The 15,653-nt window shown below is 67.2% G+C and carries 26 protein-coding genes; all 26 read left to right on the top strand.

Annotated features, from left to right (window positions below; genetic code table 11):
• Window positions 1-2 precede the first annotated feature (2 nt).
• Entirely contained in the window at window positions 3-980 is a 978-nt protein-coding gene (rfbB, locus tag ACFXA3_RS01630) for a dTDP-glucose 4,6-dehydratase (RefSeq protein ID WP_385180413.1), read from the top strand.
• Entirely contained in the window at window positions 977-1,903 is a 927-nt protein-coding gene (gene rfbD / locus ACFXA3_RS01625; protein ID WP_385180410.1) for a dTDP-4-dehydrorhamnose reductase, read from the top strand. The genes rfbB and rfbD overlap by 4 nt, the downstream gene beginning before the upstream one ends.
• Before the next feature lie 198 nt (window positions 1,904-2,101).
• Window positions 2,102-3,229, top strand: coding sequence for a hypothetical protein (locus ACFXA3_RS01620; RefSeq protein ID WP_385180407.1), 1,128 nt, complete (start codon window positions 2,102-2,104; stop codon window positions 3,227-3,229).
• Window positions 3,230-3,754: 525 nt separating this feature from the next.
• Window positions 3,755-4,063: a 30S ribosomal protein S10 gene (gene rpsJ, locus ACFXA3_RS01615; RefSeq protein WP_003948644.1), complete on the top strand. Its 309-nt coding sequence runs from the start codon at window positions 3,755-3,757 to the stop codon at window positions 4,061-4,063.
• Window positions 4,064-4,077: 14 nt separating this feature from the next.
• Window positions 4,078-4,722 carry a 50S ribosomal protein L3 gene (rplC, locus tag ACFXA3_RS01610; RefSeq protein ID WP_007265899.1) on the top strand — a complete coding sequence of 215 codons (645 nt, stop codon included), beginning with the start codon at window positions 4,078-4,080 and terminating at the stop codon, window positions 4,720-4,722.
• A 5-nt stretch (window positions 4,723-4,727) separates the two neighbouring features.
• The gene (rplD, locus tag ACFXA3_RS01605; protein WP_385180405.1) at window positions 4,728-5,378 is read left to right on the top strand and encodes a 50S ribosomal protein L4; all 651 of its coding nucleotides are present in this window, start codon (window positions 4,728-4,730) and stop codon (window positions 5,376-5,378) included.
• Window positions 5,378-5,701 (top strand): 50S ribosomal protein L23, encoded by a 324-nt coding sequence (rplW, locus tag ACFXA3_RS01600; protein ID WP_030154694.1) that lies wholly within the window; start codon window positions 5,378-5,380, stop codon window positions 5,699-5,701. The genes rplD and rplW overlap by 1 nt, the downstream gene beginning before the upstream one ends.
• 39 nt (window positions 5,702-5,740) lie before the next feature.
• Window positions 5,741-6,577 (top strand): 50S ribosomal protein L2, encoded by an 837-nt coding sequence (gene rplB / locus ACFXA3_RS01595; RefSeq protein ID WP_030298213.1) that lies wholly within the window; start codon window positions 5,741-5,743, stop codon window positions 6,575-6,577.
• Between the two features lie 12 nt (window positions 6,578-6,589).
• Window positions 6,590-6,871, top strand: a complete 282-nt coding sequence (gene rpsS, locus ACFXA3_RS01590; RefSeq protein WP_043230274.1) for a 30S ribosomal protein S19 — start codon at window positions 6,590-6,592, stop codon at window positions 6,869-6,871.
• 43 nt (window positions 6,872-6,914) lie between these two features.
• Window positions 6,915-7,262, top strand: a complete 348-nt coding sequence (rplV, locus tag ACFXA3_RS01585; RefSeq protein WP_007265904.1) for a 50S ribosomal protein L22 — start codon at window positions 6,915-6,917, stop codon at window positions 7,260-7,262.
• Window positions 7,262-8,101 carry a 30S ribosomal protein S3 gene (gene rpsC, locus ACFXA3_RS01580; RefSeq protein WP_007265905.1) on the top strand — a complete coding sequence of 280 codons (840 nt, stop codon included), beginning with the start codon at window positions 7,262-7,264 and terminating at the stop codon, window positions 8,099-8,101. Before rplV ends, rpsC begins: the two co-directional genes overlap by 1 nt.
• A 5-nt stretch (window positions 8,102-8,106) precedes the next feature.
• Complete coding sequence (gene rplP / locus ACFXA3_RS01575) at window positions 8,107-8,526, top strand: 50S ribosomal protein L16 (RefSeq protein WP_030026326.1); 420 nt, start codon at window positions 8,107-8,109, stop codon at window positions 8,524-8,526.
• Window positions 8,526-8,750, top strand: coding sequence for a 50S ribosomal protein L29 (gene rpmC, locus ACFXA3_RS01570; protein WP_008739703.1), 225 nt, complete (start codon window positions 8,526-8,528; stop codon window positions 8,748-8,750). Before rplP ends, rpmC begins: the two co-directional genes overlap by 1 nt.
• Window positions 8,750-9,031: a 30S ribosomal protein S17 gene (gene rpsQ, locus ACFXA3_RS01565; RefSeq protein ID WP_054222531.1), complete on the top strand. Its 282-nt coding sequence runs from the start codon at window positions 8,750-8,752 to the stop codon at window positions 9,029-9,031. Before rpmC ends, rpsQ begins: the two co-directional genes overlap by 1 nt.
• 109 nt (window positions 9,032-9,140) lie before the next feature.
• Complete coding sequence (gene rplN / locus ACFXA3_RS01560; RefSeq protein ID WP_003956455.1) at window positions 9,141-9,509, top strand: 50S ribosomal protein L14; 369 nt, start codon at window positions 9,141-9,143, stop codon at window positions 9,507-9,509.
• Window positions 9,510-9,511: 2 nt separating this feature from the next.
• Window positions 9,512-9,835 carry a 50S ribosomal protein L24 gene (gene rplX, locus ACFXA3_RS01555; RefSeq protein ID WP_030154701.1) on the top strand — a complete coding sequence of 108 codons (324 nt, stop codon included), beginning with the start codon at window positions 9,512-9,514 and terminating at the stop codon, window positions 9,833-9,835.
• A complete protein-coding gene (rplE, locus tag ACFXA3_RS01550) occupies window positions 9,835-10,386 on the top strand; it encodes a 50S ribosomal protein L5 (RefSeq protein ID WP_030298216.1) in 552 nt (183 codons plus the stop codon). The genes rplX and rplE overlap by 1 nt, the downstream gene beginning before the upstream one ends.
• Before the next feature lie 5 nt (window positions 10,387-10,391).
• Window positions 10,392-10,577, top strand: coding sequence for a type Z 30S ribosomal protein S14 (locus ACFXA3_RS01545; RefSeq protein WP_003956452.1), 186 nt, complete (start codon window positions 10,392-10,394; stop codon window positions 10,575-10,577).
• 223 nt (window positions 10,578-10,800) lie between these two features.
• Complete coding sequence (gene rpsH / locus ACFXA3_RS01540) at window positions 10,801-11,199, top strand: 30S ribosomal protein S8 (protein ID WP_007265911.1); 399 nt, start codon at window positions 10,801-10,803, stop codon at window positions 11,197-11,199.
• 20 nt (window positions 11,200-11,219) lie between these two features.
• Window positions 11,220-11,759, top strand: coding sequence for a 50S ribosomal protein L6 (gene rplF, locus ACFXA3_RS01535; protein WP_030154703.1), 540 nt, complete (start codon window positions 11,220-11,222; stop codon window positions 11,757-11,759).
• Between the two features lie 2 nt (window positions 11,760-11,761).
• A complete protein-coding gene (gene rplR / locus ACFXA3_RS01530; protein ID WP_030008471.1) occupies window positions 11,762-12,145 on the top strand; it encodes a 50S ribosomal protein L18 in 384 nt (127 codons plus the stop codon).
• Between the two features lie 45 nt (window positions 12,146-12,190).
• Window positions 12,191-12,793, top strand: a complete 603-nt coding sequence (gene rpsE, locus ACFXA3_RS01525; protein ID WP_030008472.1) for a 30S ribosomal protein S5 — start codon at window positions 12,191-12,193, stop codon at window positions 12,791-12,793.
• On the top strand, window positions 12,793-12,975 hold the full coding sequence (rpmD, locus tag ACFXA3_RS01520; RefSeq protein ID WP_005313525.1) for a 50S ribosomal protein L30: 183 nt from the start codon (window positions 12,793-12,795) through the stop codon (window positions 12,973-12,975). The genes rpsE and rpmD overlap by 1 nt, the downstream gene beginning before the upstream one ends.
• Window positions 12,976-12,977: 2 nt before the next feature.
• Window positions 12,978-13,433 carry a 50S ribosomal protein L15 gene (gene rplO / locus ACFXA3_RS01515; protein ID WP_030154704.1) on the top strand — a complete coding sequence of 152 codons (456 nt, stop codon included), beginning with the start codon at window positions 12,978-12,980 and terminating at the stop codon, window positions 13,431-13,433.
• 188 nt (window positions 13,434-13,621) lie between these two features.
• Entirely contained in the window at window positions 13,622-14,935 is a 1,314-nt protein-coding gene (gene secY / locus ACFXA3_RS01510) for a preprotein translocase subunit SecY (RefSeq protein ID WP_385180398.1), read from the top strand.
• Entirely contained in the window at window positions 14,935-15,582 is a 648-nt protein-coding gene (locus ACFXA3_RS01505; protein WP_385180395.1) for an adenylate kinase, read from the top strand. Before secY ends, ACFXA3_RS01505 begins: the two co-directional genes overlap by 1 nt.
• The last annotated feature ends 71 nt before the right edge of the window (window positions 15,583-15,653 follow it).

The raw sequence follows: 15,653 nt of genomic DNA, 5'->3' as shown, positions 1-15,653 counted from the left end.
CCATGCGCATCCTCGTCACCGGCGGTGCCGGTTTCATAGGCTCGGAATTCGTTCGCCAACAGCTCCTCTTAGACCCGTCGGCCCGGGTCACGGTCTTCGACAAGCTGACCTACTCCGGTGTCGAGGCCAACCTCGCCCCGGTCGCGCATCATCCCGGCCATGCGTTCGTCAAGGGCGACATCTGCGATGCCGGGGCCGTCGACCGGGTCATGCCCGGGCACGACGTCGTGGTGCACTTCGCCGCGGAGTCCCACGTGGACCGCTCGATCGCCGGAGCCGGACCGTTCGTGATGACCAACGTCGTCGGCACGCAGGTCCTGCTGGACGCCGCCCGCAAGCACGGCGTCGGCCGCTTCGTCCACATCTCCACCGACGAGGTGTACGGCTCGATCAGCGAGGGCTCCTGGACCGAGGAGTGGCCGCTGGCCCCGAACTCCCCGTACTCCGCGTCCAAGGCCTCCTCCGATCTGCTGGCCCTGGCCTACGCGCGGACGCACGGCATGGACGTCGTCGTCACGCGCTGCTCCAACAACTACGGGCACCACCAGTTCCCCGAGAAGGTCATCCCGCTGTTCGTCACGAACCTGATGGACGGCAGGAAGGTCCCGCTGTACGGCAACGGCGGCAACGTCCGCGACTGGCTGCACGTCTCCGACCACTGCCGCGGCATCGACCTGGTGATGCGGGGCGGCCGCGCCGGCGAGGTCTACAACATCGGCGGCGGCACCGAGCTCACCAACAAGGAGCTCACCGGCGTGCTCCTGGAAGCGGCCGGCCTCGGCTGGGACATGGTCGAACAGGTCGAGGACCGCAAGGGCCACGACCTGCGCTACTCCATCGACATCGGCAAGATCGGCGCCGAGCTCGGCTACGTCCCGCAGGTCACCTTCGAGGAGGGCATCGCCGCCACGATCGCGTGGTACCGCGAGAACCGCGCCTGGTGGGAGCCGCTGAAGGCGAAGGCGGCCCTGCAGAGGTGAGCACCCACTCCTTCGCCGGCCGCTGGCTCGTCACCGGCGCCGGCGGCATGCTCGGCCAGGACGTCCTGGCCGCCCTGAAGGCCGCCCGGATCGAGGCCGTGGGCCTGCGCCGCGCCGACCTCGACATCACGGACCCGGCCGCGGTGCGCGCGGCGGTCGAGGGCGTCACCGTGGTCGTGAACTGCGCCGCCTGGACCGACGTCGACGGTGCCGAGAGCGCCGAGGAGGCCGCGACCGCCGTCAACGGCACCGGGGTGCGCGTCCTCGCCGAGGCCTGCGCGGCCGCGCACGTACGCCTGCTGCACGTCTCCACCGACTACGTGCTCCCGGGCGATGCCACCGAGCCGTACCCCGAGGACGCCGGGACCGGACCGGTCAACGCGTACGGGCGCTCCAAGCTGGCCGGTGAGCGGGCCGTCGCCGAACTGCTGCCGCAGGACGGCTACATCGTCCGGACCGCCTGGCTGTACGGCGAGCACGGTCCGAACTTCGTCGCCACGATGCTCAAGCTGGCTGCGCAGCGCGAGACCCTCGACGTCGTCGACGACCAGCACGGCCAGCCCACCTGGTCCCGCGCTCTGGCCCGCCGGCTGGTCGAGCTCGGCCTGGCCGCGCTGAAGGGCTGGGCCATGGGCGGCATCTACCACGGCACCGCGAGCGGGCGGACCACCTGGAGGGGGCTGGCCCGCGAGACGTACCGGCTGAGCGGCCTGGACCCCGAGCGGATCCGGCCGACCACCTCCGCCGCGTTCGTCCGCCCGGCCGCCCGCCCCGCGTTCAGCGTGCTCGGGCACGAGGCCTGGGAGGAGGAGGCGGGCCTGCCGCCGCTCGCCGACTGGCGCGAACAGCTCGCCGAGGCGCTGGCCACCCCCGGGTTCGCCCCGCTGGCCGCCGCGGCGAGGAGGGCGGCCCGCACGACGTGAGGGCCCCGCGCTGCGGTGTCCCCGACCGCTCCCCGGTCCGTCCCACCCGCCGAACCGGTCGGTAAGATCCGTTCGACATCGGGTGCCGCCGCGGTACGGGCGTCCAGGCGACGGGCCGGGGAGCCCGCCCTGACCCTCCGGCGGCCCGGAGCCTCCGCGACCTCGGTCCCGGAGGCTCCGTACGTCCAGGGGCGGGGCATGGGGAAGAACGAGAACGACGACGTACCGGCCGTCTCCGACGAGGAGTGGGCCCGGTTCATGGAGCAGGCCGGGGCCGGCTCCGGCCAGGCCCCCCGTGAGCCGTCCGCCCGGGCGCGGATGGTCACCGCGCGGCTGCGCGAGGACTCCGCCGGGCCGGCCGGCCGGCGCACCGGTCCGGCCCGGCAGCCGGGGGAGCGGCGGGGGAGGCGCACGCGGCGCCTCAAGGCCGCGGCGGCCATCGCCTTCATCGCCGCCCTCGCGCTGATCGCCGTCCGCCCGGAGCTGGTCATCGACCGGATCACCGGCAAGGCCGCGCAGAACGAGAGGGCCCGCGCGCCGCTGCCGGCGGAGACCGTCCGGCCCGGCGCCCCGCCCCCGGCCCCGTACCCGGACCGGCCCACCCTGACGGAGCCCTTCAAGGGCTCGCCGGCGCTGCAGTGGGCCGACGGGGCGGCCGGGATCGAGGTCCCCGAGGCCGAGGCCGTCGGCGGGATGAGCAAGGAGCAGGTCGCCGACGCGCTGGAGAAGGTCAGGCAGTTCCTGATCACGGCCAACCTGGACCCGGCGACCCTGCGCGGGGAGCGGCCCGGGGCGGCGCTGGCGCTGCTCGACCCGCAGCCGGCGGAGCAGCTGAGCCGCGTGGAGCAGTCGCTGACGGCTCCGACGAAGGAGAACGACCCGCTGCACCTGTTCACGCGGGTCAGGCCGGCCGAGCTGAAGCCCGTGGGCGACGTGGTGAAGGTCCGCGGCCGGATGTGGGTGGAACCCGGCAAGGAGGCCGGCCGGGCCAACGTGCTCGTCGACTACACCTTCGTCCACCCGTTCGTGAAGGCGAAGCCGGGCGCCGAGCAGGTCGAGCGCACCATCGTGCGGCGCGAGATCACCTTCTTGATCGCCGACCCGCGCACGTGGCGGGCCACCGCGGGCAGGCTCTGGCTGGAGAAGACCGACGTCAACCTCGGCAACAGCGCCTGCGACGTCCACGACGGATTCCTGCACCCCGTGTTCGACGAGGACGCGTCGACCGGCCCCACCCCGTCCGGGACGCCCGTGGACCCGTACGACCGCAGCAGGACGATCGACGCCCAGGGGCGGGAGGGCTGCGGCAGCCTGACGCGGTCCTGAGCGAGGGCCCGCCGCAGGGCCGCGGAAAGGCCGCCCCGGGCCCGGGGGCGCGCCGGGGCGGATCCCAAGGGGGGCCCGGGCCGCCCCGCTGCGTGGCGCGGTTTGACCACACACCGCGGAGGGGTATTCTCTTCGGCCCGATTGGCGCAGTACGTGTCTTGTATGGCAGACTAATCAAGTTGCTCGGCTGAGTGCCGATGCTGCGCGCCTCCCGCCGGGAGGACCGGAAGCGAGTCCCACAGTACTCGTCGCCTTCATCTGCCTCTCGGGGCAGCAATGGGGCGGACGTACGGGAATCTTCTGGGAAGCGTCAGCACGGTGCCTGCCAGGCGCTCGGTGGGTGTTTCTCCCCCGAACCGCGGTCCTGGGACCGCACCCCCTTGGACGAGGGAATTTCCGTATGGGAATTTTCTGTAGAGGGAGTGCGACACGCCCGACCGCGTGGGTCGGAGAGAAGCGGTGGAGAGATCCACAGCCGACCGAGGGCCAGAGCGTTTCCACAACAGACAGGACTACGGAGTAGCCATGGCGGGACAGAAGATCCGCATCCGGCTCAAGGCCTACGACCACGAGGTCATCGACTCCTCGGCGAAGAAGATCGTCGAGACGGTGACCCGCACTGGTGCGTCGGTCGCAGGCCCGGTGCCGCTGCCCACTGAGAAGAACGTGTACTGCGTCATCAAGTCGCCGCACAAGTACAAGGACTCGCGCGAGCACTTCGAGATGCGCACGCACAAGCGCCTGATCGACATCCTCGACCCGACGCCCAAGACCGTTGACTCGCTGATGCGCCTGGACCTTCCGGCCGGCGTTGACATCGAGATCAAGCTCTGAGAGGCGTCGAGAAGATGGCAAAGCAGATCAAGGGCGTCCTGGGCGAGAAGCTCGGCATGACCCAGGTCTGGGACGAGAACAACCGTGTCGTCCCGGTGACCGTCGTCAAGGCCGGGCCCTGCGTCGTTACCCAGGTCCGTACGAACGACATCGACGGCTACGAGTCGGTCCAGATCGCCTTCGGCGAGATCGACCCGCGCAAGGTGAACAAGCCCCTCAAGGGCCACTTCGCCAAGGCCGACGTGACCCCCCGCCGCCACCTGGTGGAGCTCCGCACCTCCGACGCCAGCGAGTACACGCTCGGCCAGGAGATCACTGCCGAGGTGTTCGAGTCCGGCGTCAAGGTTGACGTCACGGGCAACAGCAAGGGCAAGGGCTTCGCCGGTGTCATGAAGCGGCACAACTTCCGGGGCCTCGGCGCCGGTCACGGTGTGCAGCGCAAGCACCGCTCCCCCGGTTCGATCGGTGGCTGCGCCACCCCTGGGCGTGTCTTCAAGGGCATGCGCATGGCTGGTCGTATGGGCAACGAGCGCGTCACCACCCAGAACCTGACCATCCACGCGGTAGACGCGGAGAAGGGTCTGCTCCTCATCAAGGGCGCAGTCCCCGGTCCGAACGGCGGCCTCGTCCTGGTCCGTACCGCGGCCAAGGGGGCTTGAGGTTAATGAGCACCATTGACATCCTTTCGCCGGCAGGCGACAAGGCCGGTACCGTCGAGCTCCCCGCGGAGATCTTCGACGCGAAGACCAGCGTTCCGCTGATCCACCAGGTCGTCGTCGCGCAGCTGGCTGCTGCCCGTCAGGGCACGCACAAGACCAAGACCCGTGGCGAAGTCCGTGGTGGTGGCAAGAAGCCTTACCGCCAGAAGGGCACCGGCCGCGCCCGTCAGGGTTCGACCCGCGCTCCGCAGTTCGCCGGCGGTGGCGTCGTCCACGGCCCCGTGCCGCGTGACTACTCGCAGCGGACCCCCAAGAAGATGAAGGCCGCCGCCCTCCGCGGTGCCCTCTCGGACCGTGCGCGTCACTCCCGCATCCACGTCGTCACCGGCGTGGTCGAGGGTGCCGCCTCCACGAAGGCCGCCAAGACGCTGTTCGGCAAGATCTCGGAGCGCAAGAACCTGCTCCTGGTCGTCGAGCGTGCCGACGAGGCCGCGTGGCTGTCCGCCCGCAACCTGCCCCAGGTTCACATCCTGGAGCCGGGCCAGCTGAACACGTACGACGTGATCGTCTCTGACGACGTGGTCTTCACCCAGGCCGCGCTCGAGTCCTTCGTGTCTGGCCCCAAGGCCGACGAGACCGAAGGGAGCGACGCCTGATGTCTGAGGCGACCGTTACCAGCAAGACCTTCACTGACCCGCGCGACCTGCTGATCAAGCCGGTTGTCTCGGAGAAGAGCTACGCGCTGCTGGACGAGAACAAGTACACGTTCATCGTCGCGCCCGGCTCCAACAAGACCCAGATCAAGCAGGCCGTCGAGGCGGTCTTCGGGGTCAAGGTCACCGGGGTCAACACGATCAACCGTCAGGGTAAGCGCAAGCGCACCAAGACCGGTTTCGGCAAGCGCGCTGACACCAAGCGCGCCATCGTGACCCTCGCTGAGGGCGACCGTATCGACATCTTCGGCGGCCAGGCCTCCTAACGGAGGTCTAGTCGTCCGGAATCGGACGAGGACTGAGAAATGGGTATCCGCAAGTACAAGCCGACGACCCCGGGCCGTCGTGGCTCCAGCGTCGCCGACTTTGTCGAGATCACGCGGTCCACGCCGGAGAAGTCGCTGGTTCGCCCGCTGCACAGCAAGGGCGGCCGTAACAACACCGGTCGGATCACCGTTCGCCACCAGGGTGGTGGACACAAGCGCGCCTACCGCGTGATCGACTTCCGTCGTCACGACAAGGACGGCGTGCCGGCCAAGGTCGCGCACATCGAGTACGACCCCAACCGCACGGCGCGCATCGCGCTCCTGCACTACGCGGACGGCGAGAAGCGCTACATCATCGCTCCCCGCGGTCTGTCCCAGGGCGACCGGATTGAGAACGGCCCCACGGCCGACATCAAGCCCGGCAACAACCTGGCCCTCCGCAACATCCCGGTCGGTACCACGATCCACGCGATCGAGCTCCGTCCCGGTGGTGGCGCCAAGTTCGCCCGTTCCGCGGGTGCCTCCGTGCAGCTGCTGGCGAAGGAGGGCACGATGGCCCACCTTCGTATGCCGTCCGGTGAGATCCGCCTGGTCGACGCGCGCTGCCGCGCGACGGTCGGCGAGGTCGGCAACGCCGAGCAGTCGAACATCAACTGGGGCAAGGCCGGCCGTATGCGCTGGAAGGGCGTTCGCCCCTCCGTCCGCGGTGTCGCGATGAACCCGGTTGACCACCCGCACGGTGGTGGTGAGGGCAAGACCAGCGGTGGTCGCCACCCGGTCTCCCCGTGGGGTCAGAAGGAGGGTCGTACTCGCTCGCCGAAGAAGGCTTCGAGCAAGTACATCGTCCGCCGCCGCAAGACGAACAAGAAGCGCTAGGAGCGGGTTTAGATGCCGCGCAGTCTCAAGAAGGGACCCTTCGTCGACGGACACCTCATCAAGAAGGTGGACGCTCAGAACGAAGCTGGTACCAAGAACGTCATCAAGACCTGGTCCCGTCGCTCGATGATCATCCCGGCGATGCTGGGTCACACCATCGCGGTGCACAACGGCAAGACCCACGTCCCGGTGTTCGTCACCGAGTCGATGGTCGGCCACAAGCTCGGCGAGTTCTCGCCGACTCGCACCTTCCGCGGCCACGTCAAGGACGACCGGAAGTCGAAGCGCCGCTAAAGGCGGGGTGGTTACGACTATGACTAACACCGAAGGGACAACCATGGAAGCCAGGGCCCAGGCGCGGTACATCCGCGTCACGCCCATGAAGGCCCGCCGCGTGGTGGACCTCATCCGTGGCATGGATGCCACGGAGGCTCAGGCGGTCCTGCGTTTCGCCCCGCAGGCCGCGAGCGTGCCGGTCGGCAAGGTGCTGGACAGCGCCATTGCCAACGCCGCACACAACTACAACCACCCGGACGCCTCCACGCTGGTCATCAGCGAGGCGTACGTGGACGAGGGCCCGACCCTGAAGCGGTTCCGTCCGCGTGCGCAGGGCCGTGCCTACCGGATCCGCAAGCGGACCAGCCACATCACCGTGGTCGTCAGCAGCAAGGAAGGTTCCCGGTAATGGGCCAGAAGGTAAACCCGCACGGGTTCCGGCTCGGCATCACCACCGACTTCAAGTCGCGTTGGTACGCCGACAAGCTGTACAAGGACTACGTCAAGGAAGACGTCGCCATCCGTCGGATGATGACGTCCGGCATGGAGCGCGCCGGCATCTCGAAGGTTGAGATCGAGCGCACCCGTGACCGCGTGCGTGTGGACATCCACACCGCTCGTCCGGGCATCGTCATCGGCCGTCGTGGCGCCGAGGCCGACCGCATCCGCGGTGACCTCGAGAAGCTCACGGGCAAGCAGGTCCAGCTGAACATCCTCGAGGTCAAGAACCCCGAGCTCGACGCTCAGCTGGTTGCTCAGGCCGTTGCCGAGCAGCTCTCCTCCCGCGTCTCCTTCCGTCGTGCCATGCGCAAGAGCATGCAGGGCACCATGAAGGCCGGCGCCAAGGGCATCAAGATCCAGTGCGGCGGCCGCCTCGGCGGCGCCGAGATGTCCCGCTCCGAGTTCTACCGCGAGGGTCGTGTGCCGCTGCACACGCTGCGCGCGAACGTGGACTACGGCTTCTTCGAGGCCAAGACCACCTTCGGCCGTATCGGTGTGAAGGTCTGGATCTACAAGGGCGACGTCAAGAACATCGCCGAGGTTCGCGCCGAGAACGCTGCGGCCCGTGCGGGTAACCGCCCGGCCCGTGGTGCCGGCGCTGGCGACCGTCCCGCCGGCCGTGGTGGCCGTGGTGGCGAGCGCGGCGGCCGTGGTGGCCGCAAGCCGCAGCAGGCTGCTGGTGCCGAGGCCCCCAAGGCCGACGCCCCCGCCGCCGCTCCGGCTGAGAGCACCGGAACGGAGGCCTGACCGACATGCTGATCCCTCGTAGGGTCAAGCACCGCAAGCAGCACCACCCGAAGCGCCGCGGTATGGCCAAGGGCGGTACTGAGGTCTCGTTCGGCGAGTACGGCATCCAGGCGCTCACCCCCGCCTACGTGACGAACCGCCAGATCGAGGCGGCTCGTATCGCGATGACCCGCCACATCAAGCGTGGCGGCAAGGTCTGGATCAACATCTACCCGGACCGTCCGCTGACGAAGAAGCCGGCCGAAACCCGCATGGGTTCCGGTAAGGGTTCTCCCGAGTGGTGGATCGCGAACGTGCACCCGGGCCGGGTCATGTTCGAGCTGTCCTACCCGAACGAGAAGATTGCTCGTGAGGCGCTCACCCGCGCTGCTCACAAGCTTCCGATGAAGTGCCGGATTGTTCGGCGCGAGGCAGGTGAGTCGTGATGGCGACGGGAACCAAGGCGTCCGAGCTGCGTGAGCTCGGCAACGAGGAGCTCGTTGGCAAGCTGCGCGAGGCCAAGGAGGAGCTGTTCAAGCTCCGCTTCCAGGCGGCCACGGGTCAGCTGGAGAACAACGGCCGGCTCAAGTCCGTCCGTAAGGACATCGCTCGCATCTACACCCTGATGCACGAGCGTGAGCTCGGTATCGAGACGGTGGAGAGCGCCTGATGAGCGAGAACAACGTGACTGAGACGAACGAGCGCGGTTTCCGCAAGACCCGCGAGGGTCTCGTCGTCAGCGACAAGATGGACAAGACCGTCGTCGTCGCTGTCGAGGACCGCGTGAAGCACGCGCTGTACGGCAAGGTCATCCGCCGTACGAACAAGCTCAAGGCTCACGACGAGCAGAACGCTGCCGGCGTCGGCGACCGCGTCCTCATCATGGAGACGCGTCCGCTGTCGGCGAGCAAGCGCTGGCGCATCGTCGAGATCCTCGAGAAGGCCAAGTAATCACCTGAGGGGTTTCCCTTAGGTTCGTTCCGCCAGGCTCGGTGGGGGCCGCCACTCTCCGTAGTGAGGGGCCCCCGCCGGGAACCGGCAGACAAATCAGGAGATAGACGTGATCCAGCAGGAGTCGCGACTGCGTGTCGCCGACAACACTGGTGCCAAGGAGATCCTTTGCATCCGTGTTCTCGGTGGCTCCGGTCGCCGCTACGCGGGCATCGGTGACGTCATCGTCGCCACCGTCAAGGACGCGATCCCCGGTGGCAACGTGAAGAAGGGTGACGTCGTCAAGGCGGTCATCGTTCGCACCGTCAAGGAGCGCCGCCGCCAGGACGGCTCGTACATCCGCTTCGACGAGAACGCCGCTGTCATTCTCAAGAACGACGGCGACCCTCGTGGCACCCGTATCTTCGGCCCCGTGGGCCGTGAGCTGCGCGAGAAGAAGTTCATGAAGATCATCTCGCTCGCGCCGGAGGTGCTGTAAGCATGAAGATCAAGAAGGGCGACCTGGTTCAGGTCATCACCGGTAAGGACAAGGGCAAGCAGGGCAAGGTCATCGCGGCCATGCCCAGCGAGAACCGCGTCCTCGTCGAGGGTGTCAACCGGGTCAAGAAGCACACCAAGGCCGGTCAGACCGCTGGTGGTTCGCAGGCCGGTGGCATCGTGATCACCGAGGCCCCGATCCACGTCAGCAACGTTCAGCTGGTTGTGGAGAAGGACGGCCAGAAGGTCGTTACCCGCGTCGGTTTCCGCTTCGACGACGAGGGCAACAAGATCCGCGTTGCCAAGCGGACGGGTGAGGACATCTGATGGCTACCACTCCGCGTCTCAAGACGAAGTACCGCGAGGACATCGCGGGCAAGCTGCGTGAGGAGTTCTCGTACGAGAACGTCATGCAGATCCCCGGTCTCGTGAAGATCGTGGTCAACATGGGTGTGGGCGACGCCGCCCGCGACTCCAAGCTGATCGACGGCGCCATCCGCGACCTGACGACGATCACCGGTCAGAAGCCGGCCGTCACGAAGGCCCGCAAGTCCATCGCGCAGTTCAAGCTGCGTGAGGGTCAGCCGATCGGCTGCCACGTCACCCTCCGTGGTGACCGCATGTGGGAGTTCCTGGACCGTACGCTGTCGCTCGCGCTGCCGCGTATCCGTGACTTCCGTGGTCTGTCGCCGAAGCAGTTCGACGGCCGTGGCAACTACACCTTCGGTCTCACGGAGCAGGTCATGTTCCACGAGATCGACCAGGACAAGATCGACCGTACCCGGGGTATGGACATCACCGTGGTCACCACGGCGACCAACGACGACGAGGGCCGTGCCCTCCTTCGTCACCTCGGCTTCCCCTTCAAGGAGGCGTAAGCGAGATGGCGAAGAAGGCTCTCATCGCGAAGGCTGCCCGCAAGCCCAAGTTCGGTGTGCGTGCGTACACCCGCTGCCAGCGCTGCGGTCGTCCCCACTCCGTGTACCGCAAGTTCGGCCTGTGCCGCGTCTGCCTTCGTGAGATGGCTCACCGTGGCGAGCTGCCGGGCGTGACCAAGAGCTCCTGGTAATTCGCCCTCGTCCGCAAGGACTTGGGGAGTACCAGGCACTCTCGGTAAGCATCTGGTCGGTGGGTGCCCTGCTCCGCATGCCGTAGGCTTGTGGGGTTGGGCGTCCGCCGTCCATAACGACTTACTACGCCGTAGGTCCCCGCACCGCACCCGTCCCGCCACTGAGTGGGGAGAGGGATGGCGCATACAGGAAACCCCGGCGAGAGAGGCCGAAGGCCACTTCATGACCATGACTGACCCGATCGCAGACATGCTGACCCGTCTGCGTAACGCTAACTCGGCGTACCACGACACTGTCGTGATGCCGCACAGCAAGATCAAGTCGCACATCGCGGAGATCCTCAAGCAGGAGGGTTTCATCACCGGCTGGAAGGTCGAGGACGCCGAGGTCGGCAAGAACCTCGTCCTCGAGCTGAAGTTCGGGCCGAACCGTGAGCGCTCCATCGCGGGCATCAAGCGGATCTCGAAGCCCGGTCTGCGCGTGTACGCAAAGTCCACCAACCTGCCGAAGGTGCTCGGCGGCCTGGGCGTGGCGATCATCTCCACGTCCCACGGTCTCCTCACCGGCCAGCAGGCAGGCAAGAAGGGCGTAGGTGGGGAAGTCCTCGCCTACGTCTGGTAGTCGGGAACGGAGGAAAAGCAATGTCGCGAATCGGCAAGCTCCCCATCCAGGTTCCCGCCGGTGTGGACGTCACCATCGATGGCCGCACGGTCGCGGTGAAGGGCCCCAAGGGTCTCCTCTCGCACACCGTCGCCGCGCCGATCGAGATCGTCAAGGGTGAGGACGGCGTTCTGAACGTCACCCGCCCCAACGACGAGCGTCAGAACAAGGCCCTGCACGGCCTGTCCCGCACGCTGGTGGCGAACATGATCACCGGTGTGACCACGGGGTACGTCAAGGCGCTCGAGATCAGCGGTGTCGGTTACCGCGTCGCCGCGAAGGGCTCCGCTCTGGAGTTCCAGCTTGGTTACAGCCACCCGATCCTGATCGAGGCGCCCGAGGGCATCTCCTTCAAGGTCGAGTCGCCCACCAAGTTCTCGGTCGAGGGCATCGACAAGCAGAAGGTCGGCGAGGTCGCCGCCAACATCCGCAAGCTGCGGAAGCCCGACCCGTACAAGGCCAAGGGTGTCAAGTACGCCGGCGAGGTCATCCGCCGCAAGGTCGGAAAGGCTGGTAAGTAGCCATGGCATACGGTGTGAAGATCGCCAAGGGCGACGCGTACAAGCGCGCTGCCAAGGCTCGCCGCCACATCCGCATCCGCAAGAACGTCTCGGGTACGGCGGAGCGTCCGCGCCTCGTCGTGACGCGTTCCAACCGCAACATCGTTGCTCAGGTCATCGACGACCTCCAGGGTCACACCCTGGCGTCCGCGTCGACCCTGGACGCTTCGATCCGCGGTGGCGAAGGCGACAAGAGCTCGCAGGCCCAGGCTGTCGGCGCGCTCGTCGCCGAGCGTGCCAAGGCCGCGGGTGTCGAGACCGTCGTGTTCGACCGCGGTGGCAACCGATACGCCGGGCGCATTGCCGCTCTGGCTGACGCCGCCCGCGAAGCCGGGCTGAAGTTCTAAGCCCCGGTTCCGGGACTCACGGACGTAACAGAGAGAGGTAATCCAATGGCTGGACCCCAGCGCCGCGGAAGCGGTGCCGGTGGCGGCGAGCGGCGGGACCGGAAGGGTCGCGACGGTGGCCCTGCCGCCGAGAAGACCGCTTACGTTGAGCGCGTTGTCGCGATCAACCGCGTCGCCAAGGTTGTCAAGGGTGGTCGCCGCTTCAGCTTCACCGCGCTGGTCGTGGTGGGCGACGGTGACGGCACCGTAGGTGTCGGTTACGGCAAGGCCAAGGAAGTTCCCGCGGCCATTGCCAAGGGTGTCGAGGAAGCCAAGAAGAACTTCTTCAAGGTTCCGCGCATCCAGGGCACCATCCCGCACCCGATCCAGGGCGAGAAGGCGGCCGGCGTTGTCCTGCTGAAGCCTGCTTCCCCCGGTACCGGTGTTATCGCCGGTGGCCCGGTGCGCGCCGTTCTGGAGTGCGCCGGCGTTCACGACATCCTGTCGAAGTCGCTCGGCTCCGACAACGCGATCAACATCGTGCACGCGACCGTGGAGGCCCTCAAGGGCCTGCAGCGTCCCGAGGAGATCGCGGCCCGCCGCGGTCTGCCCCTCGAGGACGTCGCCCCCGCGGCTCTGCTTCGTGCGCGTGCTGGGGCGGGTGCGTAATGGCTCGCCTCAAGATCACGCAGACGAAGTCGTACATCGGCAGCAAGCAGAACCACCGCGACACTCTGCGTTCGCTCGGGCTCAAGCGCCTGAACGACGTGGTCGTCAAGGAGGACCGCCCCGAGTTCCGCGGAATGGTGCACACCGTCCGCCACCTCGTGACGGTTGAGGAGGTTGACTAATCATGGCTGAGAACAGCCCGCTGAAGGCCCACAACCTCCGTCCCGCCCCCGGCGCCAAGACCGCGAAGACCCGTGTGGGTCGCGGTGAGGCGTCGAAGGGTAAGACGGCCGGTCGTGGTACGAAGGGCCAGAAGGCCCGTTACCAGATCCCGCAGCGCTTCGAGGGTGGGCAGATGCCCCTCCACATGCGCCTGCCGAAGCTCAAGGGCTTCAAGAACCCGTTCCGCACCGAGTTCCAGGTTGTCAACCTGGACAAGCTCGGCGCTCTCTACCCCGAGGGTGGAGAGGTCACGGTGGCCGACCTGGTCGCCAAGGGCGCGGTGCGCAAGAACAGCCTCGTCAAGGTCCTGGGCCAGGGCGAGATCTCCGTGGCGCTGACGGTTTCGGTTGACGCCGTTTCCGCCTCCGCCAAGGAGAAGATCGCCGCTGCCGGCGGCACCGTCACCGAGCTCGTCTAAGACGAACTTTGTGACAAATAGCGAGTAAAACCCGACCGGGGATGCCTCACATATGGGGCATCCCCGGTTGGTCGTTCCACGGGGGGCGCAGTCGCCGGTAAGGTGGCCTGCACCTTTGCTTGTACGTATTCGTCGATCCCTCAGACCGTCACCTCTGACGCAGTAGCGCGGGGGTCGCAGGAGGCACCGTGCTCACCGCGTTCGCCCGGGCGTTCAAGACGCCCGACCTGCGCAAGAAGCTGCTCTTCACGCTCGGCATCATCGTGCTGTTCCGGCTCGGGTCCCACATCCCGGTACCCGGCGTGAGCTACAAGAACGTTCAGATCTGTGTCGAACAGGCCGGGAGCAGCAACTCCCTCTTCGGTCTCGTCAACATGTTCAGCGGCGGTGCGCTGCTGCAGATCACGATCTTCGCGCTCGGCATCATGCCGTACATCACGGCGAGCATCATCCTGCAGCTGCTGACCGTGGTCATCCCGAAGCTGGAGAACCTCAAGAAAGAGGGGCAGTCCGGCACCGCGAAGATCACGCAGTACACGCGCTATCTGACGGTCGCACTCGCGATCCTGCAGGGCACCGGCCTCGTCGCCACTGCCCGCACTGGTGCCCTGTTCCAGGGCTGCCAGGTCGCCAGCCAGATCGTCCCGAACCGGTCGATCTTCACCACCATCGTCATGGTCGTCACCATGACCGCGGGTACCTGTGTCGTCATGTGGCTCGGTGAGCTCGTGACGGACCGCGGCATCGGCAACGGCATGTCGATCCTGATGTTCATCTCGATCGCCGCCGGCTTCATCGGCGCGCTGTGGCAGATCAAGCTCCAGGGCAAGATCGCCGACGGCTGGGTCGAGTTCGGTGTGGTCATCCTCGTCGGCCTGGCGATGGTCGCCCTGGTGGTCTTCGTCGAGCAGGCGCAGCGACGGATTCCGGTCCAGTACGCGAAGCGCATGATCGGCCGCCGTGCGTACGGGGGCACCTCGACGTACATCCCGCTCAAGGTGAACCAGGCCGGTGTCATCCCGGTCATCTTCGCCTCGTCGCTGCTGTACATCCCCGCACTGATCGTGCAGTTCAGCGGCTCGACCGCGGGCTGGGCCACCTGGATCCAGAAGCACTTCGTCAAGGGCGACCACCCGTACTACATCGCCGCCTACTTCCTCCTGATCGTCTTCTTCGCGTTCTTCTACGTGGCGATTTCTTTCAACCCCGAGGAAGTTGCAGACAACATGAAGAAGTATGGTGGGTTCATCCCGGGTATCCGTGCCGGTCGACCCACCGCCGAGTACCTGAGCTACGTGCTCAACCGGATCACCTGGCCGGGGTCGCTGTACCTGGGTCTCATCGCTCTTGTGCCGACGATGGCGTTGGCCGGCTTCGGAGCGAACCAGAACTTCCCGTTCGGCGGGACGAGCATCCTCATCATCGTGGGTGTGGGTCTGGAAACCGTGAAGCAGATCGAGAGCCAGCTCCAGCAGCGCAATTACGAAGGGTTCCTCCGCTGATGCGAATCGTCCTCGTCGGACCGCCCGGTGCGGGCAAGGGAACGCAGGCCGCGTTCCTTGCGAAGAACCTGTCGATCCCGCACATCTCCACGGGCGACCTCTTCCGCGCCAACATCAGCCAGAACACCGAGCTGGGCCAGCGCGCGAAGGCGTTCATGGACGCCGGTGACCTCGTCCCCGACGAGATCACCATCGGCATGGCCAAGGACCGGATGGAGCAGCCGGACGCCGTGAACGGCTTCCTGCTGGACGGCTTCCCGCGCAACGTCTCGCAGGCCGAGGCGCTGGACGAGATGCTGCAGACCGCGAGCATGAAGCTCGACGCCGTCCTCGACCTGGAGGTCGAGGAGGACGAGGTGGTCAAGCGCATCGCCGGCCGCCGGATCTGCCGCAACGAGTCCGCGCACGTCTTCCACGTCGTGTACGCCGCCCCGAAGACCGAGGGTGTCTGCGACACCTGCGGCGGCGAGCTGTACCAGCGCGACGACGACTCCGAGGCGACCGTGCGCAACCGGCTCGAGGTCTACCACACGCAGACCGAGCCGATCATCGACTACTACAAGGCCCAGGGCCTGCTGGTGACCATCCCGGCCCTCGGTGAGGTCGCGGACGTCACGCAGCGCGCGATGGACGCCCTCAAGAAGTAGTACCCCTGATCGAGCAGTTCGGGGGGGGGGGGGGGCCCGGGCCCCCCCCGCGCGGCGTGGGGGGAGCCCCG

Source organism: Streptomyces sp. NPDC059456 (assembly GCF_042750055.1).
In the GTDB taxonomy this organism is placed as follows: domain Bacteria; phylum Actinomycetota; class Actinomycetes; order Streptomycetales; family Streptomycetaceae; genus Streptomyces.
The sequence above is the reverse complement of the archived record's forward strand: the minus strand, read 5'-3'. Positions and strand labels throughout refer to the sequence as shown.